The following is a 23,020-nucleotide window of genomic DNA, read 5'->3' as shown; positions in this document are numbered from 1 at the left end:
GACCGCTGCGCCTGCGAGGCGGCGGGGGATTCCGGGCCTGGAGAGGGAGACCGCCCGGAGAACCGCCGTCACATGCGACTACGGTGCTCCCGCACCGTCCTCCGATCGTAGCTATTTAAATAGCTAGTGTAATACCCTGATCGGGTGGTCTGACGGGACGAGCGGGGACCACGCAGGGCAGACTTGGTCATCGAAACCAGGAACACCCGAGCGACGGAGGTACGGCAGTGGCGGTCCTCGACGATGCCCTCGCACGCAAGTGGCTGACGGCGGTCGAGCTGGCCAACACCCGCGACGAGGCCGGGCTTACCCAGACCGCCCTCGCCAAAGCACTTGGGGTGTCTCAGGGCCTTGTCGGGCACTGGGAGAAGTGGAAGTACTTCCCCAGTGAGGACCATCTCCGCAAGTGGTACGAGGTGTGCGGCGCACCGGCGGAAGCCGCGGACCTGCTGGTCGAGCTGGCAACCCGGCCGGAGTCGCGCAGCTGGCTGGCGCGGTGGAAGAAGATCATCCCCGATGACCACTTCACGCGCCGTTACCTGGGCGCGGAGGGCCTCGCGGCCGGGCTGTTCATCTACGTCCAGATGTATGTGCCCGCGCTGTTCCAGATCCCGGAGTACGCGGCGGCCGCCACGGCGCCCAGCGCGCGAGTGCCACCCGAACACCAGCAACTGATCGTGGATCTCCGCATGTACCGCCAGCAGCGCGTTCTCGACGGAGACCTGCACGTCACCACCGTGATCGAGGAAGACGCGCTCGACCGGCCGATCGCTGGCCACGACGTGATGCAGGCCCAGCTGCGCCACCTGCTGACGATGGCGGAACTGCCGAACTGCGATATCCGCATCATCCCGCGCGACGCCGGCAGGCACGACGGGCTGGAAGGCCGCTTCACCATCAGCCATTTCCAGTCCGCGGCAGGCCTGCGGCAAGCCGGTCCTGTCGTCTACGTGGAGATCCCGGGTGACGCCGTCTACGTGACGAAGCAAGATCGAGTCGCTGCGTACACTAAAAGTTCTGAACTCCTGGCGGCCACCGCCCTCTCCAGGGCTGAGACGATCAAGGCCATCGAGGCACGGTTGGCCGCGTGATCACCGTCGGAGGTGAGTACGTCGTGACCGCCACACTGGGCCGGGCCGGATGGCGAACATCGACCTTTAGCAGCAACGGCGTCGACTGCGTGGATGTCGACTTCACAGCTGAAGGCACAGAGATTCGGCACAGCAGAGCCCCAGAGGGGCCTGTGATCGCCTTCACGCCGACGGAGTGGAGCTCATGGCTCACCGAGGTCGTGCGTGAAACGCCGAGCAACACCAACGGCGCAGTCGAGGTCGTGGTCGGCGTCCAGGGCTCGTGGATCGTCCATTCGACACGGACGGCTGAGCAGATTCTGTTCAGCCACGGCGAAGTAGAGGCGTTCCGCCACGGTGTTCTCGCTGGCGAGTTCGACCGCGACGCCATGCTGAACGACGCCGGCCTGCTTGCGCAGGCCTCGTAACAGCAGGTCAGCAGAAGGGGCCGCTCTCGGGGGAGAGCGGCCCCTTTTCTTGTGTCCCAACGGCTATGAGTCGAGGTCGGTCAGCGCGAGGGTGATCGGGACGGGAGCGGCGGTGACGGTCGCCAGGCCCGCTGTCTTCACCACGTTCTCCTCGGCGTACTGGCCGCCGTCCAGGCGATATGCGGTGAGCGTCGGTATGGCGCGCAGGTCATCGGGCTGGTCGACGGTCCACAGGAACGGCACCGCCGCCGCGGCGTAGCCGGCCATCTTGGTCTCGCGTTCGGCGCGCGGGTTGCCCGGCGACCAGACCTCGACGGCCAGGGCGAGCTCGTCCGCGGCGAAGCTGGCGCCAACGGGCTTGCGGGTCAGGACCACGACGTCCGGGATCAGGGCGGTGCGCCAGGCCGTGGAGATCCTGACGTTCACCGCGGGCACCACGTGCAGGTCGGTGCGCCCGGCCGCGCGCAGGGCGTCGTCGATCAGCCGCGTGAGGCGGTAGGCGAGGTGCTGGTGCTCGCCGGAGGGTGCTGGGGTCAAGTGCAGATGTCCAAAGATCAATTGGAGGCGCGACCCGTCGACGGGAGTGGGCAGTGCCAGCCAGTCCTCGACGGTGTACGGGCCGATCAGCGGGTGTTGCAGAGCAGTGGACACGCTTCACCTCCACAGATGTCGCTCCGTGCCCAGTGTCGCACGGTGTTCATCGGCCGTGTTCGTGCTCGCGTGAGGGCTGCCGCGCGGTGGCCGGGCCGGTGGCCGTGTCGGAACCGCCGTGCAGGGCGTCGTGCAGAGGGACTGGTGCGGCGGCGGCCGCCAGGTGCGCCGGTGAGCGTCCGGTCATGCGGGCCGCGGTCGCCCGGACGGCTTCGAAGCTCATGCGGGTGGTCATCAGCAGGTCGCCGGGGGTCAGGCCGGGATGCTGGGCGGCTTTCTGGACGCTGTCGGCGGCGTGCAGGGTCAGGCGCGCGAGTGACCCGCGCAGCACGAGATCGGCGTCGTGGCCGGGGGAGAGGCTGGGGAGACTGGTGCTCAGGCCGATTAGCTGGTCCGGGGTGAGGCCGGGGCCGTTGTGCAGTTGCAGGCGCTGTTGCGCCCACGCGACGGTGACGGCGTCGACCTGCTGGCCGGTGGTGTGGCGGGTCTCGTGGATCTCGCGGGCGGCGCGGTAGGTGTTGGCGATGGCCGGATCGGTGAAGTCTCCGGCGAACAGCCTGCCGCTCAGTTCGTCGAGCAGTGCCGGCGTGGCGAGCACGGCGCCGATGAGGCCGAGCTCGGCCTGGGCGAGCTGCTCGGGGTCCGGGGGCTCGATCATTTCGGGCAGTTCGGTGGCCGCGGCCTGGTCGAGCTCGACGGAACGGCCGGTGAGCGTGGTGGCCGGTGCGGCGTCGAGCAGCTGCAGGACTGCGGCGGGGCGGCCGGTGAGGGCTTCCCAGCGTTGCTGGGCGAAGTCGACCTCGTTGATCGCGGCCTCGACGGCGTCGAGCATGTTCTGCAGGTCCGGGGTGTTCTCGGCGATCTGGCCGACGCGGATGCCGGCGTTCTCGACGGTCCGGCGGATCGAGGCCTCCAGCACCATCGCCCCGTAGGCCTGGGGTTGTGCCCGGTCAGGGTACGGGGCTAGGCGCAGCAGGGTGTGCAGGCCGGGAGCGGTGATCAGGCTGACGCCCAACTCACCGCTGGCCTGGATGCGGTCGTAGATCGTGACCGGGTCGACGCCGGGCACCGTGAGGTCGTCCAGCGGTGCCGGCCTGGCGGGCCCGGCCGCGTCGGCCTCGGCGACCATGTCACGGATGTGGGCGTAGATGACCTGGTGTGCGGGCTGGCGGAAGTCAGTGGGGTGCAGCCACTCAAGTTCCCGGACGCGGCCGGGGCGGTCGAGCAACGCGCCCAGCAGAGCGCGCTCCGCGAACCCCAGCGCGTTCACGACCCGCTCCTGGGCGCGCGGTTGGCAGCCTGGCGGGCCGCGTCGGTCGCGGCCGCCAGGCGCTCGGCCTGGCGGGTGAGCATGACGGCCTGGTCCTCGTCGGCGAGCTGGTAGTGCTGCTGTCCGTCCGCGACGATCCACCACCTGCCCCGCAGGGTGACCGGGCCTGGCACTCCCTCCGGGAACAGCGCGACGGCCTCACCGGCGGCAAGGTGCGTCTGCATCTCGGCCTGGGACTTCACGACCTGGCTCATGGAACGACGTCCTTCCTCGGCTACCTGCACAGCGGCGGACCGCCGACGCTCTTGTAGTAGGCCTCAGGGTCGACGGGTTTGCCCGCGACATCGATCTGGAAGTGCAGGTGCGGGCCGGTGGACTGGCCACGGTTGCCGACAGTCGCGATGAGCGTGCCGGCCTGCACCTGCTGGCCTACGGCGACAACGTAGGTCTCGACGTGGCCGTAGATCGTGACCACGCCGCCGGCGTGCTGGATCTTCACCCACTGGCCGTATCCGGACGCGGGCCCGGCGGCGATCACGGTCCCGGCCGCTGCGGCGCCGATCTTCACGCCGATGGGCGCGGCGAGGTCCAGGCCGTAGTGGAACTCACCCCAGCGCGCACCGAATCCGCTGCTGCAGTCGGCTTTCGTCCCGATCAACGGATAGACCCACGCTCCGCCACCGCTGGACAGTCCGCCGTCCGGGGCGGTGAACTCCGCGGCATATCCACGGATGATCTTCACGTACTTCTGGGTCTCCTGGTACGGCGGGATTCCGCCGTAACGCAGCACGGCACCGAACCCGGCGTTGTAGGAGGCCAACGCCAAGTCGATGACGTCGCCTTTCAGGCCCGCGCGGCGGATCTGCCCGACCGAGTCGCACAGGTACTTGCCGGCGGCGGGGATCGAGTCGCCCCAGTCGAACGGGCTGTTGACGCCGTTGCCGTTGTAGTCCTTGCCCACCGCCGCCCACGTGGAGGGCATGAACTGCGCGAGGCCTTGGGCCCCGACCGGGGAGACGGCGTTCTCGTTCCACCCGGCGCTCTCGTGGCGCAGCAGACCCCCGAGCAGGGGAGCAGTGATCTCCGGGCACATCTTGGTGCTGGCGATGATCAGCGCACGATATTTCTCCGGCACCGCGCCGGACTTGAGCTCACCACCGACCGGCACCGTGCCGGCCAGTTTGCTGATGTCGCTGATCTGCACGGACGCGCCGCACATGACCAGGCTCAGCATGAGCCCGAGGAACCCGAGCACACCGCCGCCGACCGCCATCGTGGAGGACTTCGTCATCAGCTGTCCTCGACGTCGATCTCGGCGCGGTCGACCAGCCACCCGGCGCCGGCCTGCACGAGCGTGCAGTAGACGTTCACCGCAGCCAGCTTGCTCGGCTGACCGGTTTCGGGAACGAGCTCGCGCTCGACGCGGGCACCGCGGTGCGCCTCGCCAGGTTTCGCCGGCGGAGGCTGGTCACCGGTGTAGGTGACAACGGTGGCCTGCACCCGTGCGCGGGCCTGAGTCCACTGTTGCCAGTCGAGGTCCCGGCCCTCACCGGCGGTCACTGTCTGTTGTAGACCCACGGTGCCAAACCGTTGGGCGGCACGCGTGCGAGCCGCCAGCGGGCCACTGTCCGTACGCGTGTCGACCGCCAGATAAGCAGCGGCGAAGGAGTCGCAGGCCTGGTCAGCAGGGAGTATCTGCGTAGAACTACGAGGGTCTTGCGCTGCGGTCGGTGTTACGGTAGTGGGACCTGGATCGGGGGATACAGGCTGTGAGGAAGTACAGGCCGCGAGTGCCGTCAGTCCACTGAGGACGACGACGGCGGTCCGGCCACTTCGGAGTCCGAGCCTGCATGTGGGGGGTCCAAAAGTGACAACAGCCTCGACTTGAGAAACCGCCACTCGCCACCGAGCTTGCCACCGGGCACGTCGCCCTTCGTGGCGAGCTTGCGCAGCGTCTGCACCTTCAGGCGCAGCACCGCGGCGGCCTCCTCGACATTGAGCACCTCGGGCAGCGCCTCGATCTGCTCCCTGGTCAACGGAGCCGGCGACCCCACATTCGACTGAGCGTCGGAGTTGTCCTGCGTCATGGGCCATCTCTCTGGGTCGCCTCACCGGTGGTAGGTGGATCTTACTGTCCGCACTGACCCATCAGCATACGGTTAGATGCGACCTCAAACAACGCCAAACAGTGATATCCGTGCGTTTACGCTCGGATAAGCTGTCATACAGTCATTTACGCTTGCATATGTCCGGATTCGCTGTAGTCTCATAGTGTGACGACTCAGCTCTTTTCCGACGTAACCGGCGGTCAGACCGGCTTTGTCGGGGCTGTACGTTCGACGCCCCGCGAGGCCACGACGCACCCTGAGGTGGCTCCTGTGATTCCTCCGCCCCCGGCCTGGCGCCAGATCCCGGAGTGGCGTACTGCGGTCCCGCCCTGGCAGGACTGCGGCACTCCCACGCCCTGGTGGTGGTGGGTCGGAGTCCACGGCGGCGCGGGCGTGACCACCCTGACCCGCGCGTTCCCAGCTATCAGCGGCGACGCTCGCCGGATGCTGCCCGCGGGCCCGCAGTTCGGGCAGAGCCCGTTCGTGGTCGCGGTCGCCCGCACCCACATCGAAGGCCTTCAGCACGCCCAAGACCTCGCCCGCCAGCACGCCTCCGGGATGGTTCCGCGCGGCATGCAACTGGTCGGCCTGGTCACGGTGGCCGACGCCCCAGGGCGTCTCCCGCCTCCCGTGCGCAAGTTCCACAAGCTCGTCGCCGGCGCGTTCGAACGCGTCTGGGAGATCCCGTGGATCGACCAGTGGCGACTGTCCTCCCCGGACCCCCGTGCCCCTCTGCATCCCGCTGTCACGGCAATGGCCTCGGAGCTGGCGACCGTCGTCGGCTTGCCCCACTAGGAGAGATAAATGTCGATTCACCAGATCACTCACACGCTGGGCGAGTTCCTGGCCGCTCAGCCGGGCGTACCGAACCCCGGAGTCGGAGAGGCCCCACCCGGAGCGGCCAAGCTGCTGAAGATCCTCGGCTGGGCAGCCTGGGTCGTGTTCCTCTGCTGCGTCGGCGGCATCCTGATCGTCTCGGGCAAGATGGCCATCAGCCACAAGCGCGGCATGGGCGGCGGCGAAGAGGCGTCCAACCTCATGTGGCCGCTCATCGCGGCCATCGTCGGCGCGTCCGCCTCGGGCATCATCGGCACGATCCTTGCGGTGCAGGGATGACGAACGGTCAGCGGGACTCCTTCGACGACACCCCGGCAAAACGCGGTGGGTGGATGTGGTCCACGTCGGCGCTCGTCGTGTCTGCGGTGGTCCTGGTGCTGCTGCTCGTCGGCGGCGCCGCAATCGTGGCGATCTACGGCGGAGACGGGTCCCAGGACGCGCAACCGACGACGCCAGCCAGCACCCCGACCCAGGCCACCAGCACCACGGGCTCGGCTCCGGAAGGCGACCAGACACCGCCCACCACCACACCGGACACCCAATGGGACCTGGTCAACCGCGTCGCGGTGCCGCGATCGTCGGCGGTGGGACCGCGATCTGTCGACGGGCCGGTGCACTCCGGTTTCGCCCGCAACCCCGTCGGTGCGCTGTTCGCGGCGAAGCAGATCGACACCCGCAAGCTCGTCACGCCTGGTGAAGGTTGGCGACAGGTCGTCGAGAAGCAGGTCGCCCCAGGCCCTGGCCGTGACTCGTACATCGCGGCGCGCGCGAAAGTCGATGCTGAGGCACCTGACGATCGACTGGGTAACACCGCTGGCTTCCGGTTCGTGACGTACACGCCGGAGCTCGCGGTGATTCAGTTCGTCACCCGGTTCCCCGCCTCAGGAAAACTGCAGGTCACCAACCTCACCGTGCAGTGGGCGAACGGTGACTGGAAGCAGGTCCTGCAGCAGGACGGCAGCAGCAGCCCGACCGCTCAGCCGGTCAGTGACCTCACCGGATTCGTGGCCTGGAGTGGGGTGTAGCCATGCCCGGAATCTGCGATGCGCCGATCATCGGCGAAGCCTGTGACGCTGCAGGTGAGGCTGCTGGGGCAGCGGCGGAATCGGTGTTCGGAGCCGCTGCGCGGAGCTCGGCTGAGGGCTTCGGGAAGATGGTCGAGCTCATGACCACCTTCTGGGTGCAGGTGCCGACGCCGGCACTGGACGGCGCCCAGAGCCCAGTCGCACTGATGCGCGAGTACACCTCGTGGCTCACTGCGGTGGTGGGCATCTTCTCGATCTTGATCGCCGCTGGTCGCATGGCTCTGTCGCGGGAGGGACGAACAGCGGCGGACTCCGCGAAAGGCCTGCTGCACTTCGTGCTGCTCTCCTCGGCCGGTGTGGCGGCGCTGTCGCTGCTGGTCGAGTTCGGTGACGAGTACTCGAAATGGGTGATCGATAAGTCCGCCGGTGGTGACCTCGCGAAGACGCTGGTTCCGCTGACCACGTTGACGCAGCTCATCAGCCCGCTGGGGTCGTTCGTCGTCCTGATCCTGGCTCTGCTGGGAATCTTCTCTGCGCTCGGTCAGCTCGGCCTGATGTTCATCCGCTCGGGAATCTTGATCATCCTGGCGGGCATGTTCAGCCTGGTGGGCGCGGCGGGCATCAACTCCGGCGGCCGTCAGACCAGGGACAAGGTCGTTGCCTGGGCGCTGGCGTTCGCGTTCTACAAGCCGGTCGCGGCGACCGGATACGCCGGGGCGTTCCTGGCCACCGGCAAGGGCTCGGACGTCGCGACGAAGATCAGCGGCATCTTCCTGATCTTCATCGCAATCCTGGCCCTGCCCGCGCTCATGCGGGTGCTCACCCCGGCGGTGTCGGCGGTGACCTCCAGCGGATCCGGTGGCGGTGCGGCCGGTGGCGCGGTCGCCTCCGGCGCGGTGCAGATGGTCGGTGGCATGAGCAGGTCGTCGTCGGGCTCGGCCCCCAGCGGCGCGAGCAACGGATCGAACCCCAGCGGCGCCGGCCTGGTCGGCGCGAACGGCCGAAACGGTTCCGCAGGAAGTGCCGGTACGCAGGGATCTGAAGGCTCGGCGCAGTCCGGAGCCGCAGGTGCGGCTGGTGCGAAGTCGGCGGCCGGGGCACAAGGCGCGTCCGGCGCGGCGGCCGGAGGAGCCAGTGGCGGCGCTGCGGCGGGCGCAGCCGGGGGACCGGTCGGTGCCGGAATCGGAGCCGCGATCAGCGCAGGCACGCAGGCGACCGGGGCCATCAAGCAGGCGGCCCAAAAAGCTGCTGACCAGGAAGGATCGTAATGAGCCAGCAGTTCACCCAGCAGGGACCGCCCACGTACGGGCACTGGCGCAAGCCACGCTCGGCCGGTCTGTTCGGCCTGGGCACGGCGGGCACCGCGTTCGCGTTGTTCGGCATCGTCGTCACCCTGGTCCTGTACATGGTGTGGTGGCCCGCCGCGATCGTCATGCTCGTGGTGATGGCCCTGATCCTGGGTCCGCTGGTGGTCAAGGACCGCGCCGGCCGGACCGGCCTGTCCAACCTCGCGTGGCGGATCCAGTCCGGTCAGGGTTTCCGCAAGCGCCAGAACCTCTACCGCAACGGGCCGACGTCGCTGGTCCCCGGCGGCGTGCACAAGCTGCCCGGCCTGCTCGCGCCCTCGGCGATGTACCAGGCGCAGGACTCCTACGGCCGCCCGTTCGGCATGATCCACGTGCCCTGGTCGGGCCACTACACCGCGGTGCTGCGCGCGGACGCCGACGGCGCCTCGCTGGTCGACGGCGAGCAGATCGACGCCTGGGTCGCCGGATGGGGAAGCTGGCTCGCGCAGCTGGCGCACGAACCGGGCCTGGCCGCGGTGACCGTCACCATCGAAACCGCCCCGGACTTCGGCGAACGCCTGCGCCGCGAGGTCGACGAGATGCTCGACACCTCCGCGCCGGATCTCGCGCGCACGATCATGCGCGAGGCCGCGGCGACCTACCCGTCCGGCTCGGCGCAGGTCTCGACCCGCATCGCGCTGACCTACAAAGCCACCACCGTGCAGGGCAAGCGCCGCGACGTCGAGGACATGGCCATCGAGCTCGGCACGCGCCTGCCCGGCCTGGCCGAGAGCCTCGCGCTCACCGGCGCGGGCGCGGCCCGGCCCATGACCGCACAGCAACTGTCCGAAGTGGTGTTCGCCGCCTACAACCCCGCTGAGGCCGCAGACCTCGACCGCGCCCGATCCCAGCCCGGCGGGCACGGCGTGGACTGGGACAACGCCGGTCCCAACGGTGGCCACGAGGAACGGCGCAACCGCTACGCGCACGGCTCGGGCTACTCGATCACGTGGGCGATGGAGGAGGCCCCGCGCGGAACCGTGCTGTCCTCCGTGCTCACCGAGCTGCTGCGCCCGCACCCCGACCTCAACCGCAAGCGCGTCACCCTCGTCTACCGGCCGCACGACCGGGGCACCGGCGCAAACATCGTGGACAACGACCTCAACAACGCCCGGTTCCTCGAGTCCAGCCGACAGCGGCCCCAAGCCCGCGACACGATGGAGGTCCGGGCCGCCGAGCAGTCCACCCGCGAGGAAGCCGCCGGCGCCGGTGTCGTGCGGTTCTCGCTGCTGGTCACCGCGACCGTGCTCAACCCGGCCGACTACCAGCAGGCCGAGAGCTTGCTGCACAACATGAGCGCGGCGTCGCGGATCCGGCTGCGCCGTGTCTACGGCGGACAGTCCGCTGCGTTCGCCGGTGCCCTGGGCGTCGGCGTGATCCTGCCCAACCACAGCAACGTGCCCGCACTGCTCACCGAGCACATCTGACCTGGCACCGAGAAGAACAGGGACGTCGACCGTGGCCAAGACCGTGAACTCGACTCCGCGCCTGACCGCGAAAGGCTTCGTCGGTCCTGGTGGCGGCAAGGCAAGCTACGTCGAGGCGCCTCCGGAGTACCGGGGCACCTCGGTGCAGGTGTGCGGGCTGTGGCCCTTCGCCGCCGGCTCCGGCACGCCCATGATCGGCACCCCGATCGGCACGTCGCTGATCGGCGGCCGCACGACGGTGTGCTTCGACCCGATCAGCTGGTTCGTGCGCGCCAAGCTCATCCACAACCCGTCGATGTTCGTACTGGGTCTTCCGGGCCTGGGCAAGAGCACCTTCGTGCGCCGCACCGTGCTCGGCGTCGCCGCCTCCGGTGTCGTGCCGATGATCCTGGGCGACCTCAAGCCCGACTACTCCGACCTGGTCACCGCCCTGGGCGGGCAGGTCATCCGCCTGGGTCGCGGCCTGGGCACGCTCAACCCGCTGGCGGCGGGCACCCTCGGCTCGATCCTGCCCCAGCTGTCCGGCCGCACCAAAGACCGGGTCCGCGCGGAGGTGCACGGCCGCCGGCTGCACATGGTCGCCGGGCTCATCGGCGTCATCCGCCGCCGGCCGATCAGCGACGGCGAGGAAACGATCCTCTCGGCCGCGCTGCACGTCCTGGACGCCGCTTTCAACAAAGGCACTCCGCCGCTGCTGACGGACCTGCTCAAGGTCCTCGACGAGGGCCACCCCCAGGTCCGCGCGGTCACCCTCGACCGGGGCGAGGACGAGCGCTACCGCCAGGAGGTCGACCCGCTGCAGCGCTCGCTGATCGGCCTGCTCGACGGGCCGCTGGGCGCCACCTTCGCGCAGCACACCAGTACTCCGATCGACGTCAACGCCCCGGCGGTGTGCATCGACATCTCCGGCATCACCGCATCCGACGAACGCCTCACCGCCGCGGTGCTGCTCTCGTGCTGGTCCGACGGGTTCGGCGCGATCGAGGCCGCCAATGTCCTGGCCGACGAGGGCCTGGCCCCCCAACGCCGCTTCTACGCGGTGCTCGACGAGTTGTGGCGCGTCATGCGCGTGCCCGGCCTGGTCGACCGCACCGACGAGTTGACCCGCGTCAACCGCCAGCACGGCGTCGGCACCGCCTACATCACCCACACCGGCCTCGACGCCGAATCCCTGGCCCGCGAGGAAGACCGCGCCAAAGCCCGTGGTTTCATCGAACGCGCCGGCGCGATCGTGTGCGGTGGTCTGCCGCGTCGCGAGCTCGCCCAGCTCTCCGAGGTCGTCGCGTTCTCCCGCGCCGAACGACGGATGATCACCGAATGGTCGACGCCCGCGAGCTGGGACCACGAAAGCGGCCGTGAAATGCCCCCTCCAGGGCAGGGAAATTTCATGCTCAAGGTCGGGCAGCGGCCCGGCATCCCGGTGCACGTCGAGCTCACGCGCAGCGAGCTCGCCAGCAACGTCCACAACACCAACAAGCGCTGGGTCTAAAACACCAGGTCCGACGTGTCGGCCCGCGATCAACGCGGGTCGGCACTCTCGTATGGAGGAGGAGAACGTGGCAGCGCAACGCTCTACCAACCGCTCGCCGGGCAACTCGTGGCTGCCGCTGATCCTGACCCTGTTCTTTGTGTTCCTCGTGCTGTCGCTGTGGGGCGCGGTGTCGCTGGCCCGCTCGCTCGACGACCAGCCGCTGATCGCCAACCCGATGGAGCTGATCTTCAGCCTGGCCTCTGGCCGGGTGCCGTGGCCGGGCGGATGGGCGGTGTTCTTCCTCGCCGCCGAGCTCCTGCTGCTCGTCGGGATCGTGCTCGTCGTGGTCCTGGTGGTGCGGCGGCGTCGGCGCGGCCGGACCAGGGTCGACGGGTCCGCGCGGCTGCTGGCCTCCGATCGTGACCTGCGGGAGTACACCCCGGCCGGGGTGAAGGAGTCCGCGCAGCGGCTGCGGCCGGGCGGCGCGGGCGAGACCCCTGCTGGGCACGGTCCCTACTTCGGCAAGATCAAGCTGACTCAGACGCCGTTCATGTCCAGCTGGGAGAACATGGTCGTTCTCATCGCCGGGCCACGGGTCGGCAAGTCGACCTCGATCGCGATCCCGCTGATCGTCGACGCACCCGGACCGGTGATCGCGACCAGCAACAAGCGCGACCTGACCGACGCGACCCGCCTGCCCCGCTCCCAGCACGGCAAGATCTGGGTGTTCGACCCGCAGGCCATCATCGGCGACGAACCCGAGTTCTGGTTCGACCCGCTCGACGGACTGACCGAAGCCAAAGCCGACAAGCTGGTCGAGCACTTCGTCGCCTCCATCGGCGCTGAGGCCGCGGCTGACCCCTACTTCGAGCCTGAGGGCCAAGCGCTCCTGAGTTACCTGCTGCTGGCTGCTGCCAAGAGCGGACGGGACATCACTGCGGCCTACAGGTGGGCCGTGAACTACCGCGACCGCGAGCCGGTCACGCTGCTCGACGGGGTCAACGAACTCATCTCCTACCGGCTCCTGGCGCTCTACGAACTGCCCGACAGGACACGCGCGGGCGTGTTCGGCACGGCGATGAAACTTCTGCGGTGTCTGGAGAACCCCGTCATCCTGCGCTGGGTCGTCCCGCCCTCGCGCAAGTCCGTGCCGAAGTTCGACCCGCACGCGTTCGTGCGCAGTCGCGACACGCTGTATCTGCTGTCCCGCGAAGGCGGCAAGACAGCCGGACCGCTCGTCGCCGCCCTGACCCAAGCAGTCCTCGACGCCGGCGAGGAAGCCGCCCAGCGCATGTCCGGCGCCCGGCTCGATCCGCCGCTGCTGGGCGTGCTCGACGAGGTCGCCAACGTGTGCAGGATCAAGGAACTGCCGAACCTGTATTCGCACTACGGATCGCGGGGCATGGTGTGTTGCGCCATCCTCCAAAGCTGGAAGCAAGGCGTGGAGGTGTGGGGCGAGAAGGGCATGAGCAAGCTGTTCTCGTCCGCGAACGTGAGGATCTACCTCGGCGGCGAGGCTGATGACGAGACCTTGCGCAAGTTCTCCTCGCTCATCGGAGAGCACGCCGAACGCACCTACTCCCAGAGCCGTGACCGCACCGGTCACACCTCCACCACCGCCAGTACCCAGATGCGGCCGATCTTCACGGTCGCGGACTTGGCCGCGTTCCCTCGCGGCCGAGGTGTCGTGTTCGCCTCCGGCGCACCGGCGACCCTGATCGAGACCGTGCCGTGGATGGCCCGCGAGAACGCTGCCGCCATCCGGGAGAGCATCGCGCGTTACGACCCCTCCCACCACGACACCGCCGCGCCGGTTGTCGCCAAGCCGCTGGAAGGGACGCCGTGATGACCGACCTCGACGAGTGGGACACCGCGCTGTACGCGGACGCATCTCCGGACGTGCGGGGAGCGCACAAGGCCGCCAAGAAGAAGGCCAAGGGCAAGCCGGCCAAACCACAGCCGAAGTTCGTCAGCGTGGAGCACTGGGTCCGCGACTACCTCGCGCCGATGGTCACCCAGCAGGCCAGCCGCGGCACCGCTTGGTGCCCGCAGTGGTGGCAGCACGCGGAGGGCATCCTGCGACTGGAGGCGCTCTGGCGTTCCTGGGAGCACCTGCATCGCGACGGTAAGACCGGCCTGTCGGCTTGGCTGCGCGACCACCGCGACCCGCACATGACCTTCCTGTTCAACCAGGATGTCTCGCCGTTCACCAACTGCAGCGTCACCGGCGGCCACAAGGACGGCCCTGCTCCTCTGCTCGTGCACGAGGTTCCTGCGGGCTGGACGCATCCGGACGAGCACCTGCGCGAACCCGAGGACGAGGACGAGACCGACGACGATGACAAGGCCGCGCCGCCACCGCCCCAGTTCCCCGACGTGCAGTCCTGGGTGACCGACTGGCTCGCGCCCGTGGTCACTCAGCAGGCCAGCAACCGCACCGCCTGGTGCCCGCAGTGGTGGCAGCACCTTGAGGCGATCCGCCGCCTCGACGGCCTGTGGCAGTCGTGGGAGCACCTGCGCCTCGACGGCACCACCGGGATGTCGGTCTGGCTACGCGACCACCGCGACCCGCACATGACCTTCCTGTTCGACACCAGCACCTCACCGTTCAGCAATTGCCTGTTCGGCCAGCATCGCGAACCGCCCGCGGCCCTCGTGGTCGAGGCGGCACCGGCGGACTGGTGGTCGGCCTAGACCGGCTGATCACGCCGCTGCACGAACTGGGCCCCCGCACCGATCATCGGTACGGGGGCCCACTGCTTCGCAGACTGTTTTCAGTTAACACTGACACAATAGAGTTGGCTGGATTTCTGGTCGGCTGGCCACCGTGCCCGGCCACGCCGGTCTCACTGCTCGTGCAGGTTTTCCTGCTGAAGGATCTTCGGCCGGACCGGCTCGACCGCCTCGGCTGCAGGAAGGGCAAGACGTTCCTTCGAGCTGGCAAGCGCCGCGGTGATGCTGTAGGGGTAGCTCTTGCCGGCGAGCTGCGCGACCTCGCTACCGGTCTCATAGGTCCCGGCGGCAGGAACGTCCACGATGACGGTGTCCGTGTCGTGAGCGGGCACCTCGCCTTCACGAACGGTCTCGCCGGCGACTCGGCCGGTGTCGAGGTCGATCGTCGTGTCGTTCCCGGCAGCGGCCTGGCCCACGTCGGCGGTCACTCCCGGCCCGCCGGGGAACCTCAGGTCCAGCAGGTCGTCGAGCTGCTGGTTCTGGCCGTAGATGGTCTCAGCCATCGTCACGTGCGTCGTGTCGTGTGGATCCATGCCGGCGATGAGTTCCGCTGCGCGGTCCGCGGTGACGTAGACGTGCTCATCGCCGTCGACCTGGCCGATCAACACCAGCAACTCCGGCTCGGCGACGGACGTGCCTTCGCCGGCGCGGTCATCCACGAGAACAGGCTCCGGACGGCCAACGACCGGCTCGCGCTCGACCTGATCCTCGGCAGGCAACGGGTCGACGGCAAGGCCCATCAACGCGGCGTCGGCCTCATCGGGCTGCAGGAGCACCTCCCGGGCCGCGCTTCCCTGTGCGGGACCGACGATGCCGTGCTCCTGCAGCCGGTCCATCAACCGCTCGGCCTCGGCGAAGCTGATCTGCATCCGGCGCTGCAGCATCGGCGTCGAACCGAACTGAGTGTCAGTGACCATGGCGGCGGCGACACGCAGGTCGTCGACGTCGTGCTGAATCTGCTCGGCCACCGTAGGTGTCTTGACGGCAAGCTCACGCAGCCACGCCAGGTGCGTCTCGGCCTCACCGGGCCGGATCAGCACCTCGCGGGCTCGGTTGCCCTCCGCCGGACCGACGACTCCACAGCGCTCAAGAGCATCCATGAGTTGTTCCGCATCGCTGCGACTGACCCGCATCTTGCGCTGCAACATCGACACCGATCCGAACTGCGTGTCGCCGACCAGATGTCCCGCCTTGTACAGCTCGCCGGGGTCGACGGTGATGGTCTCGGCATCGAACGCGGGGGCGGGCGGGGGGACGTCCGCATGAGGCCAAGGCGGCCTCGTGTCCTGAAACCGCTCGGCCAGAACACGGTCGAGGTCTGGGTCCTGGCCGTGCATCAGCCTTGCGGACTCACGGTCCTGCGCACTGGTCGGATCGAGGTTCGCGGCGAATGCGAGCGCGCTCTCCTTTGAGGAGTAGACACTCCCATTGTGCTCGTCGACGCCAGTCCGGATGCGGTCCTCACGATCGGCGGCCCGGGCGGTTTCTCCGGCAGCATCTGACTGGTCCTGTTCGGCGGTGTACGCCGTGGAGCTCAGCCGCGGTTCCGGGTCCGGGTTCGTGTTGAGGTGCTTCTCCACGCGCCAGTGCAAGACGACTCCGACGTCGCGCGCCTTGTCCGGGTCCCGGTCGTCCAACGGCCGGCTGTTGTACATCTCGCGCAACAGCAGTTCAGGGCTGTAGCCCCGTTCGGCCGCCTCGTCCAGGGCCGTGTTGAGCACGTCCCAGCCACCGGACTCGATGACGGCTTCGGCACGCTCTTCGCCCAGAGCCGCGCGGACGCGCTCGATGTTCGCCTCCTCCCGGGCGACCTCGACCGCCGTCGCGGCGTCAACGTTCTCGCGCTTGAGGTTGTCGAGCTCGGCGGCATCCTGCTGACGACGTTCTTCCGCGCGGTTGAGCAGCAAAGCCATCGCCGCGTAGTCGTCGGTCTCGCGTGCCTTCGTGGCCGCGTCCGGGTCGACGCCGGCTTTCTCGAAGCGCCGGTTGAACTCCTTCAGTGCGGCTGCGGCGCGCGGGTCGAGCTGCTCCCAGACCTTGGCCGACGCCCAGGCCTGCGCCAAGAGGTCGGGGTCCTTGTAGAGGCTGCTGTCGCGCGCACGGGACCACTGCACGGCGGCGAGATCACGCTGTGCCCTGATCTGCCGGGCTGCCTCACGCTGGCGTTCGGCGGACGCCCGCAGTGCCTCGGCGGCACGGCGCGCGGCGCTGCGCTGAGCCAGGTCCGCCGCGCTGAACGCGAGACTCGCGAGCATGGCGAACTTGCGCATGATGGCTTGCTGAGCCTCATCAATCTCGGTCATGTCCTCGCTCCTTGTCCGTCTTGGATGCCGCGTCGCGAAGCAGGCGCGCGGTGTCGCGCTCTGTCGTCGGGGCGGTCCTGTCGTTCTCGTGTTCCATCGAGTTCTCCGCGCCCTGCTCGACGGGCACCTGCCGGACGTGCTCCAGCATCGCTTCCGCTGCGGAGGCGGCGAGCCGGGCCTCGACGACCCGGCCCGCTACCTCGTTCGCCCGTTGCACCTCGCGCACCAACCGGCCGAGCTGCTGCACGAGCACCGCGACTGCGATCGAGCCGCCACGGCTGGCGATGGCGGCATCGACCACGACGCGCGCGACGCCGGCCATCGGACGCGCGTCCGGGGAACGACGCGCGTGCTCGGCGTCGTGCTGGGTCTGCGCGAGCCGCGACATCGTGTCCGCGGCTTTGCTCAGCGGTCCGTGATGGAACGGCTCGGCCCGCTGCGCCAGGGCGGAAAGTACGCCTGATGTTTCGCGGGCGACTCCCGCCCATCCGGCCACGTCGTGGGGATCGAGTGCCGCCAGTTTGACGCGCACCTCACCGGTTACCCGGCCCGCCTCGTGCAGTGCTTCGGCCCGAAGTCGACGGTGAACGACCTGGGTCTTGGTCGGCAGCTTCCGCCAGCCACGCGGACGCCACTCGCGGCGCGCGTCCGCCTGCTGCTCGGTGTCCGGGGCTGTCCATCGGCTGCGGATCTGGTCGATCGTGAGATCCTCCGCGAGCTTGCCGCCGCCGTACCAGATGGGGCGTTCCTTCTCGGTGGCGGGAGTGAGCGCGACGGAGTAGCCCACCGCGTTCGTCTGCCCTCCGGCTTCCCAGCGCGGCCGGATCAGCACCCCGTCCTTGCGCACGCGGCGGATGAAGTCGGCTTCGTCGCGGGCTCCGGTGGCTGCGGCCCTGACCTTGCGGGCAAGGGTGCGCCGCGGTGTCTCGTGGCGGCCTTCGCGTTCGGCTTTGGCCATCTCGCCGCGCGTGAGTCCCGACATGCCGGCGCCCTTATGGCGGGTGCGTGAGTGGACCAGGTTGTATCGCTCGTCCACGGTGGCGGCGATCTCGGACCACTTCCGGTAGTCACCGCGCATGTCTGGGATGCGACCGTCTTCCCGGACCAGGGTTGCGACCAGGTGGATGTGGTCGTTGCCCTGGCTGGATAGGCCGTGACGGACGGCGACCCACGGAACCGCCGCACGTCCGGGAGCTTCCGTGAATCCCAGTTCGCCGGCGGCGAACTCGGCGATCTCACGCCACTGCTGATCGGTCAGCTCGCCGTCGCCGGCGTGGACACTGATGGGTACGTGGTACACGTGCCCCTGCCCCCGCGAGACGTCCACCGAGAAGATGCGTCGAGGCGCATCCATCTCTGCGGCGAGCAGTCCTCGTTCGAACATGTCGGCGGGACTGCCCATGCCGACATAGGACGTGTCCCATGCGGCCACGACACGTGGGTTCTCGTGTTCCTCGTGACGTCCGGGGCTCCACAAGTACTCCAGCAGACCTCGAACGCGGCTGCCGTGCAGGACTTTCCGCACTACCACGGAAATACCTGCCTGATCTCGTCGAGCAGGGCGTCGAGCCGCGGCTGAGTCTTGATCGCCCTGGCCGCGTGTAGCAGCGCGGTCGGGTCGATCTCGCCCGTTGTGTTGGCGGTGGCTGCCATCTGGTTCAGGTTGGTGCCGGCGCCTCGCAGGATGCGTTTGATCGCGTACAGCTCTGCCGCGAGCGCACGCAACTGAACATCGGTCAGCTTGGCCGGCGCGGCGCTGTCGGGAACGTCCTGGATGCCGAGCAGCGCGAGGAAGCTCGCACTCGTGAGGCCTGCGGCGGCAGCGCGGCCACTGATCTTCTCGTACTCGTCGTCGTTGAGTTTGACCAGCACTTGGTTCTCGCGGCGTTGGCCGCGCTGACGGCCTCGTTGTCGAGCGCGATGCGGTCGGCTCTCGTCCTCGGTCATCGGCTCCCCCCTTCCAGCGCCAGCGACGGCCACACCCCAGTGTGGCCGATCAACTGGCCCCCAGGCCAGTTGAATCCCCCAGGGGATATCTTTTTTACTATCTTGCTCGCCGTCAGGCGCCTACGCGAAGACAGCCCGAGCGCAGCGAGGTCCGCGTCCGCAACGCCGCGATGGCCTGCTTTTGGCCGTCGCGGCGTTGCGGTTGGGGGAGCGCGAGGGGGAACGTCTCGCTACGACGCTTCAGCGTCGTGCACCACCAGCACCATGCGCCCGGACGGGGGTGCTGGACACGCAGCTAACGGTGCTGGACGCCGCTGCACTGGTACCGTTCGATCCATGACGACCGACCCGATCACTGCGGCACGCAAGCTTGCCGAGCAGGCTGTGCAACAGCGTGTGAACCTCGTACAGAGCCTCGTGCACGCGCGCAATCAGGAGAGCGCAGCAAACGACGCGCTGACCGCTGCCAAGAAAGCGCTGGACCTCGCCGATGGTCCGCTGAAGGAGCTCGGTGAAGCCCTCAAAGACGCTGCCGACCGACTGCTCAAGGGCGCCAAGGACGAAGTCGGGAACGCTCGGCGTGCCGCCGAACAAGGCGGGTGGACTCAGGACGACCTTCGGGCAATGGGTGTTCTCCCGCCGAAGCGACCGCGCAAACCACGCGCTGCCTCACCAAAAGACCTGCCGGAGAGCGGAACACCGCAGCGTGCCGCTGCTTCCGACGACGTGCCAGCTTGAGGCTGACCGTCGGACTGCCTTCAGCACCACGGACGCCGGCACTTGGGCACTTGATGTCGCACGGCGAAGCGGGGGAAGTCCTCGACCCGCTTCGCCAACGGCGCGCAGGGGTCGGCAAAGGTCTAGCTATATAGTTAAAAGATGCCCACGCGTCCCGTGTACGTCTACACCGAACTCATCCCTGCGGAAGTGCTGCGTCTCAAAGGAGAGCACCTCCGCCGATGGGCCAAACTGTGGTGGCGCCGGCGCACGGATGAACTGCAGGCAGAGGCTGGCTCGTACAAGGAGTACCGGCGTCTGCTGGCGAAAGCCACACACGAACGCGCGGAACTTCGGCGGTCAGGAAAGCTGATTGACTCGATGTCGGCACTGGTAGGTTCGCACCTCAGACACGAGATGTCGGCACGCGGCTGGGACCATCCGTGGCCCAAGCTGGCGCCGGGGATGGGCTCGGTAGGAGGCCGGCGGATGGGCTCGCCGACTGTGCAATGGCCAGCCACCTTCCTCGTGACGATCGACGAGCAACTGGTCGACCAGATGCAGCGCGCCACACACAAGGTCAGTGAAGAAGCAGTCCAGTATCTGGCCGCAGGTCACCAGAAGGTTCCAGACTGGATGCACCCGGTCGTCACGACCGGCGACGTCATGCGCGCCGCGGTGAACCGCGCGATTGCCGACTGGTATCCCGGCCCGGAACACGGCGTCTGGGACCACCTGCCACACCGCTGATCGTGCCACTCGTAAATATGCTGGTCAGCGTGGAATGTTTGGACAGAAAGGAGCATTTAGCTATATAGTTAGAAGGCTTCAAACACGCTCTGACCTGGGCGTTTGGATTTGACAATGGTCCTACGGTGGGTGACATGGCAGTAGGTGTGCATCTGATGGGCGACAAGGCCGGGGTGGGGCGTTTGATCGCCGCTCTGAATGGGCCGCTGGAGCTCATGTTGAAGGCCCGGGAGGACGGCATGCGGAACAACCCATCTGGCGTGCGCCGGTACGGAGAAGCACGGCCTCGCGCACTACCGGGCACGGCGCTTGCAGTGCGTGAGGCGATGCTGGCGTTGCCGTCCGCGTCAGTCGCGGAGCCGTCCGTGCGACTAAAGCTGACGGGCGAGGAGCCGGAGGTGATGGCGGTGCTGGTCGCGGCTCGCGACTTGCTGCACCTGGCTTATCCGCCTCGGGACTTTCCCCGCGATGGCGGGTTCGGTGTGGACGTCTACCTGCACATCTTCACCGGCCATTTGCCCGGTGCCACCTCGGCTACGCCTGGGACCGCCGTGGTGGCCGCGGAGCCACGTCGTGGTCGTCGCTGGGCCGCGTCTGATCGTGCTGACCGTCGCCGACTTCCTGGCCGACCGGAGCTTCCTGGAGGAGCAAAGTGATCACATATCCGCATTGGTCGAGGGTGCCGGCGCACCTGATGAGCCGAACTCAGTTGGCGGATCTGGACCTGCCGCGCGACCCGAGCGGCCAGGCCGTCGTCGCCGAAGTCGAGGTCTACAACTGGCGCGACAAGAAGGACATCGTCGACCTGTTCGACGCTCGTTCGTGCCCGCCGACGAAAGCAACCGGCAAGCAGTTGGAGTCTGCGGCGGCGCGGGGGAAAGACAAGCGGACGTGCCAACGGTGTGGCGCGCGGTGTCAGCGCTCGTTGTCGGCCGGGCCCGAGACCGTGAGCTCGACCCCGGAGAAGGTCGAGTCACGTCTGTTGTGCCCGACGTGCCGGTTCGTGTTGAAGCTGCTGGGCAAGCAGGAGGAGCTCGCGGCGGCTCGTTCGGAGCACGCGGTGTGGGCGATAGAGGTGCTGGCACGGGAGCGGCTCGCAGTGCTGTGGGTCGACGACGTCGTGCCGGAGCCGACGCCGAGTGGGAAGGCCAGGCCGATGACCGCGACGCGGCTGCGTGCGTGTGACGGCGATGGCAAACAGATCCTCGACGTCTTGGTTCGGCTGGTGAAGCCGCGGGCGAAGTTCGTGCCGGAGGGCGCGGTCGCGGTGGAAGACGCGGTGCCGTTGGTGCACACCGCTCTGCTGGGCCGGCCGCTGCTGGTCTGGAATGAAGAGGCGTTCGCACGGCTTCGGCAGGTGGCGCCTCACGAGATGCTCCCGTTCCCGGCCAACCGCTACTCGATGAGCTACGCGGAGCAGGAACGCCGCCAGGCTCTCGGGCACGCGGTTGCTGGTGGCCGCGTGCGACAGTGGCGGGGCCAACTGGACCCGAAGACGCTCGAACTGGTGCCGTGCGTGCCGGCGGGAACACCGGATCGGCTGCTGTACCTGTTGCGGCGGATGGCCGCCTCGATCGATGTGACTGCGGCCGACGGCGCCCTCGTCGAGGACGTGATGGCAGCCGACGAGGTCCTCGCTGAAGAAGAGGTTTCCACCGGCCCGTGAGGCCGTTCGTCGCGGCCGTCAAGTTCCTCCAGGAGGGCTTGGCGGCCGTTGTCGTCCTCGGTAAGCGAGCGCGCGAACGACATCCGACGGCTCAGCTATGCGGGTGGTCGAGATTCTGGCGCCGGCCTGGCGCGAGTGCGAGCGTGACCTCGATCGTCACATCGTCGTCGCGTTCGGTGGCGTTGTGCACGATCATCGAGAGGTACTTGCCCAGACACGACTGACACAGTGACCGCCGGCGTTCCGGCGGCGTGGGTGCGTTGGCGAACCGGGCCTGGGGCTGGTCGGTGACCTCGACGCTGGCGTCCCACTCGCGGCACAGTTGGCAATCGTTGCGGCTGTGCGGGAACGACAACCGGATCACCGGCTGCTCGGGCTCAGGCATGGGCACCATCCTGACCGGGCTGCGCCACGGCGTGTTCGGCGTGGCGGGTGAACGCGCGGTCGAGCCCGTGCTGGTCAAGCATCTGCAGGAACGAGCGGCCATCGCAGGAACGGCAGACGGTGGCACAGGCGACGTCGAATCCGCCGCCGGGTCGGCTGAACGCCGCGGTGGTCGCGGCCAGGCCCTCGTGCCCGCCGCACCCGACACAGACGTGGCCGATTGGGCAGCTGCTCGGGTCGAGCAGGGCGTCGTCCGGGAACACCACGTCGTCGAGGTCGTCGCCGTCGTCGTCGATGAACTGCCAGCCACCAGGCAACGTGAAGGGCACCGCCGAGTCGCGGTCGACCTGGCCCTGGTGCTCATGTCCGCTGGTTCGTTTCTGCGCGCGTGCGGCGCGTACGCGGCGTCCCTTACCCATGAGTCTTGTCCTCGTCCTGGCCAGCGACGCTCCCCTTCGCGAACTCGGCGGCGAGCTCGGCTTCCGGGCGCCCGGTCTTCGCGGACGCCGCGGCGAAGAAGTCGGCCGCGGGGTTGGACAAGAAGTCGGGGCCGTCCGAGGCGGCCGGTTCTTCGCGGCGGCGCAGCTTGGCGCCGATGCGCTTGGCGACGACGTAGATCTCCTCGTCGTCGTAGGCGGTGCGCACTCCGGACACGGACATGCTCGCGGCTTTGGCCAGGGTGTCCAGGGTGTACGGCCGGGGCTCGACGAACTCGCGGGCGTAGGCGAGCAACAGCCGCCGGCGCTTCTCCGCCGCGCGGATCTGTGCGGCGGCGTTCGCGAGCTCGCCGATCAGCGGGTCGACGTCCCCGCCCTCCCAGGCTGCCTCGATCTCGCCCCGCAACCGTTCCTGTGCGTCTATGGCGATGTCGAGCTCGACGCTGAAGG

General features: G+C 68.4%; 25 protein-coding genes and 1 pseudogene. 14 read left to right on the top strand and 12 right to left on the bottom strand.

What is annotated here, in order from left to right; translation table 11 throughout:
- Positions 1 to 227: 227 nt before the first annotated feature.
- Both BLR21_RS39690 and BLR21_RS39685 read left to right on the top strand, forming a co-directional pair.
- Positions 228 to 1,091: a helix-turn-helix domain-containing protein gene (locus BLR21_RS39690; RefSeq protein ID WP_176930019.1), complete on the top strand. Its 864-nt coding sequence runs from the start codon at positions 228 to 230 to the stop codon at positions 1,089 to 1,091.
- Positions 1,088 to 1,498: a DUF397 domain-containing protein gene (locus tag BLR21_RS39685; protein ID WP_090015096.1), complete on the top strand. Its 411-nt coding sequence runs from the start codon at positions 1,088 to 1,090 to the stop codon at positions 1,496 to 1,498. Before BLR21_RS39690 ends, BLR21_RS39685 begins: the two co-directional genes overlap by 4 nt.
- A gap of 63 nt (positions 1,499 to 1,561) precedes the next feature.
- Here the strand turns inward: BLR21_RS39685 and BLR21_RS39680 are convergent, their stop codons facing one another.
- The 6 genes from BLR21_RS39680 to BLR21_RS39660 all read right to left on the bottom strand — a co-directional run bounded on the left by BLR21_RS39680 (position 1,562) and on the right by BLR21_RS39660 (position 5,506).
- Complete coding sequence (locus BLR21_RS39680) at positions 1,562 to 2,149, bottom strand: Uma2 family endonuclease (RefSeq protein WP_090015094.1); 588 nt, start codon at positions 2,147 to 2,149, stop codon at positions 1,562 to 1,564.
- A gap of 46 nt (positions 2,150 to 2,195) precedes the next feature.
- Positions 2,196 to 3,419, bottom strand: coding sequence for a DnaB-like helicase N-terminal domain-containing protein (locus tag BLR21_RS39675; protein WP_176930018.1), 1,224 nt, complete (start codon positions 3,417 to 3,419; stop codon positions 2,196 to 2,198).
- Entirely contained in the window at positions 3,416 to 3,673 is a 258-nt protein-coding gene (locus BLR21_RS43020) for a hypothetical protein (protein WP_176930017.1), read from the bottom strand. The genes BLR21_RS39675 and BLR21_RS43020 overlap by 4 nt, the downstream gene beginning before the upstream one ends.
- A 20-nt stretch (positions 3,674 to 3,693) precedes the next feature.
- Positions 3,694 to 4,710, bottom strand: a complete 1,017-nt coding sequence (locus BLR21_RS44290; RefSeq protein WP_090015090.1) for a peptidoglycan DD-metalloendopeptidase family protein — start codon at positions 4,708 to 4,710, stop codon at positions 3,694 to 3,696.
- Positions 4,710 to 4,997: a hypothetical protein gene (locus tag BLR21_RS39665; protein WP_143028109.1), complete on the bottom strand. Its 288-nt coding sequence runs from the start codon at positions 4,995 to 4,997 to the stop codon at positions 4,710 to 4,712. Before BLR21_RS39665 ends, BLR21_RS44290 begins: the two co-directional genes overlap by 1 nt.
- Before the next feature lie 218 nt (positions 4,998 to 5,215).
- Positions 5,216 to 5,506, bottom strand: a complete 291-nt coding sequence (locus BLR21_RS39660; protein WP_090015086.1) for a helix-turn-helix domain-containing protein — start codon at positions 5,504 to 5,506, stop codon at positions 5,216 to 5,218.
- Positions 5,507 to 5,797: 291 nt separating this feature from the next.
- Between BLR21_RS39660 and BLR21_RS39655 the strand changes: the two genes are divergently transcribed.
- The 8 genes from BLR21_RS39655 to BLR21_RS43405 all read left to right on the top strand — a co-directional run bounded on the left by BLR21_RS39655 (position 5,798) and on the right by BLR21_RS43405 (position 14,327).
- Entirely contained in the window at positions 5,798 to 6,322 is a 525-nt protein-coding gene (locus tag BLR21_RS39655) for a DUF6668 family protein (protein ID WP_143028108.1), read from the top strand.
- A 9-nt stretch (positions 6,323 to 6,331) separates the two neighbouring features.
- A complete protein-coding gene (locus BLR21_RS39650) occupies positions 6,332 to 6,643 on the top strand; it encodes a hypothetical protein (protein ID WP_090015082.1) in 312 nt (103 codons plus the stop codon).
- Positions 6,640 to 7,389 carry a DUF8175 domain-containg protein gene (locus BLR21_RS39645; RefSeq protein ID WP_090015080.1) on the top strand — a complete coding sequence of 250 codons (750 nt, stop codon included), beginning with the start codon at positions 6,640 to 6,642 and terminating at the stop codon, positions 7,387 to 7,389. The genes BLR21_RS39650 and BLR21_RS39645 overlap by 4 nt, the downstream gene beginning before the upstream one ends.
- A gap of 140 nt (positions 7,390 to 7,529) precedes the next feature.
- Complete coding sequence (locus tag BLR21_RS39640; RefSeq protein ID WP_143028107.1) at positions 7,530 to 8,657, top strand: hypothetical protein; 1,128 nt, start codon at positions 7,530 to 7,532, stop codon at positions 8,655 to 8,657.
- Positions 8,657 to 10,162: an SCO6880 family protein gene (locus BLR21_RS39635; protein ID WP_090015075.1), complete on the top strand. Its 1,506-nt coding sequence runs from the start codon at positions 8,657 to 8,659 to the stop codon at positions 10,160 to 10,162. The genes BLR21_RS39640 and BLR21_RS39635 overlap by 1 nt, the downstream gene beginning before the upstream one ends.
- A 31-nt stretch (positions 10,163 to 10,193) precedes the next feature.
- The gene (locus BLR21_RS39630; RefSeq protein ID WP_090015073.1) at positions 10,194 to 11,651 is read left to right on the top strand and encodes an ATP/GTP-binding protein; all 1,458 of its coding nucleotides are present in this window, start codon (positions 10,194 to 10,196) and stop codon (positions 11,649 to 11,651) included.
- Positions 11,652 to 11,718: 67 nt separating this feature from the next.
- On the top strand, positions 11,719 to 13,479 hold the full coding sequence (locus BLR21_RS39625) for a type IV secretory system conjugative DNA transfer family protein (RefSeq protein WP_176930016.1): 1,761 nt from the start codon (positions 11,719 to 11,721) through the stop codon (positions 13,477 to 13,479).
- Positions 13,479 to 14,327 carry a DUF4913 domain-containing protein gene (locus tag BLR21_RS43405; protein WP_218131112.1) on the top strand — a complete coding sequence of 283 codons (849 nt, stop codon included), beginning with the start codon at positions 13,479 to 13,481 and terminating at the stop codon, positions 14,325 to 14,327. The genes BLR21_RS39625 and BLR21_RS43405 overlap by 1 nt, the downstream gene beginning before the upstream one ends.
- Positions 14,328 to 14,479: 152 nt before the next feature.
- On the opposite strand, the gene BLR21_RS43005 is transcribed toward BLR21_RS43405, so the two are convergent.
- Genes BLR21_RS43005 through BLR21_RS39605 form a run of 3 tightly spaced genes read right to left on the bottom strand, consistent with a single transcriptional unit; the run spans position 14,480 to position 18,616 of the window.
- Complete coding sequence (locus BLR21_RS43005) at positions 14,480 to 16,669, bottom strand: DNA translocase FtsK (RefSeq protein WP_176930015.1); 2,190 nt, start codon at positions 16,667 to 16,669, stop codon at positions 14,480 to 14,482.
- A complete protein-coding gene (locus tag BLR21_RS39610) occupies positions 16,656 to 18,200 on the bottom strand; it encodes a relaxase/mobilization nuclease domain-containing protein (RefSeq protein WP_143028106.1) in 1,545 nt (514 codons plus the stop codon). Before BLR21_RS39610 ends, BLR21_RS43005 begins: the two co-directional genes overlap by 14 nt.
- A complete protein-coding gene (locus BLR21_RS39605; RefSeq protein WP_143028105.1) occupies positions 18,194 to 18,616 on the bottom strand; it encodes a plasmid mobilization protein in 423 nt (140 codons plus the stop codon). Before BLR21_RS39605 ends, BLR21_RS39610 begins: the two co-directional genes overlap by 7 nt.
- Positions 18,617 to 18,952: 336 nt before the next feature.
- Here BLR21_RS39605 and BLR21_RS42125 point away from each other — a divergent pair, with 336 nt between their 5' ends.
- From BLR21_RS42125 to BLR21_RS39590, 4 genes are all read left to right on the top strand, one after another.
- Complete coding sequence (locus BLR21_RS42125; protein ID WP_143028104.1) at positions 18,953 to 19,354, top strand: hypothetical protein; 402 nt, start codon at positions 18,953 to 18,955, stop codon at positions 19,352 to 19,354.
- Between the two features lie 141 nt (positions 19,355 to 19,495).
- On the top strand, positions 19,496 to 20,083 hold the full coding sequence (locus tag BLR21_RS39595) for a hypothetical protein (protein ID WP_143028103.1): 588 nt from the start codon (positions 19,496 to 19,498) through the stop codon (positions 20,081 to 20,083).
- A 134-nt stretch (positions 20,084 to 20,217) separates the two neighbouring features.
- A complete protein-coding gene (locus BLR21_RS42120; RefSeq protein ID WP_143028102.1) occupies positions 20,218 to 20,739 on the top strand; it encodes a hypothetical protein in 522 nt (173 codons plus the stop codon).
- 38 nt (positions 20,740 to 20,777) lie between these two features.
- Positions 20,778 to 21,749, top strand: a complete 972-nt coding sequence (locus BLR21_RS39590; RefSeq protein ID WP_143028101.1) for a hypothetical protein — start codon at positions 20,778 to 20,780, stop codon at positions 21,747 to 21,749.
- A gap of 91 nt (positions 21,750 to 21,840) precedes the next feature.
- Here BLR21_RS39590 and BLR21_RS39585 read toward each other — a convergent pair whose 3' ends face one another.
- From BLR21_RS39585 to BLR21_RS39575, 3 genes and pseudogenes are all read right to left on the bottom strand, one after another.
- Positions 21,841 to 22,134: a hypothetical protein gene (locus tag BLR21_RS39585; protein WP_143028100.1), complete on the bottom strand. Its 294-nt coding sequence runs from the start codon at positions 22,132 to 22,134 to the stop codon at positions 21,841 to 21,843.
- Positions 22,127 to 22,552: a hypothetical protein gene (locus BLR21_RS43000; RefSeq protein ID WP_176930014.1), complete on the bottom strand. Its 426-nt coding sequence runs from the start codon at positions 22,550 to 22,552 to the stop codon at positions 22,127 to 22,129. Before BLR21_RS43000 ends, BLR21_RS39585 begins: the two co-directional genes overlap by 8 nt.
- Positions 22,545 to 23,020: pseudogene (locus BLR21_RS39575) on the bottom strand (hypothetical protein); the annotation flags it as partial. The gene BLR21_RS43000 and the pseudogene BLR21_RS39575, both read right to left, overlap by 8 nt.

Origin of the sequence: Lentzea albidocapillata subsp. violacea, from assembly GCF_900100275.1 — a bacterium.
Lineage (GTDB): Bacteria > Actinomycetota > Actinomycetes > Mycobacteriales > Pseudonocardiaceae > Lentzea > Lentzea violacea.
This window is presented reverse-complemented; position numbering and strand designations above follow the sequence as displayed.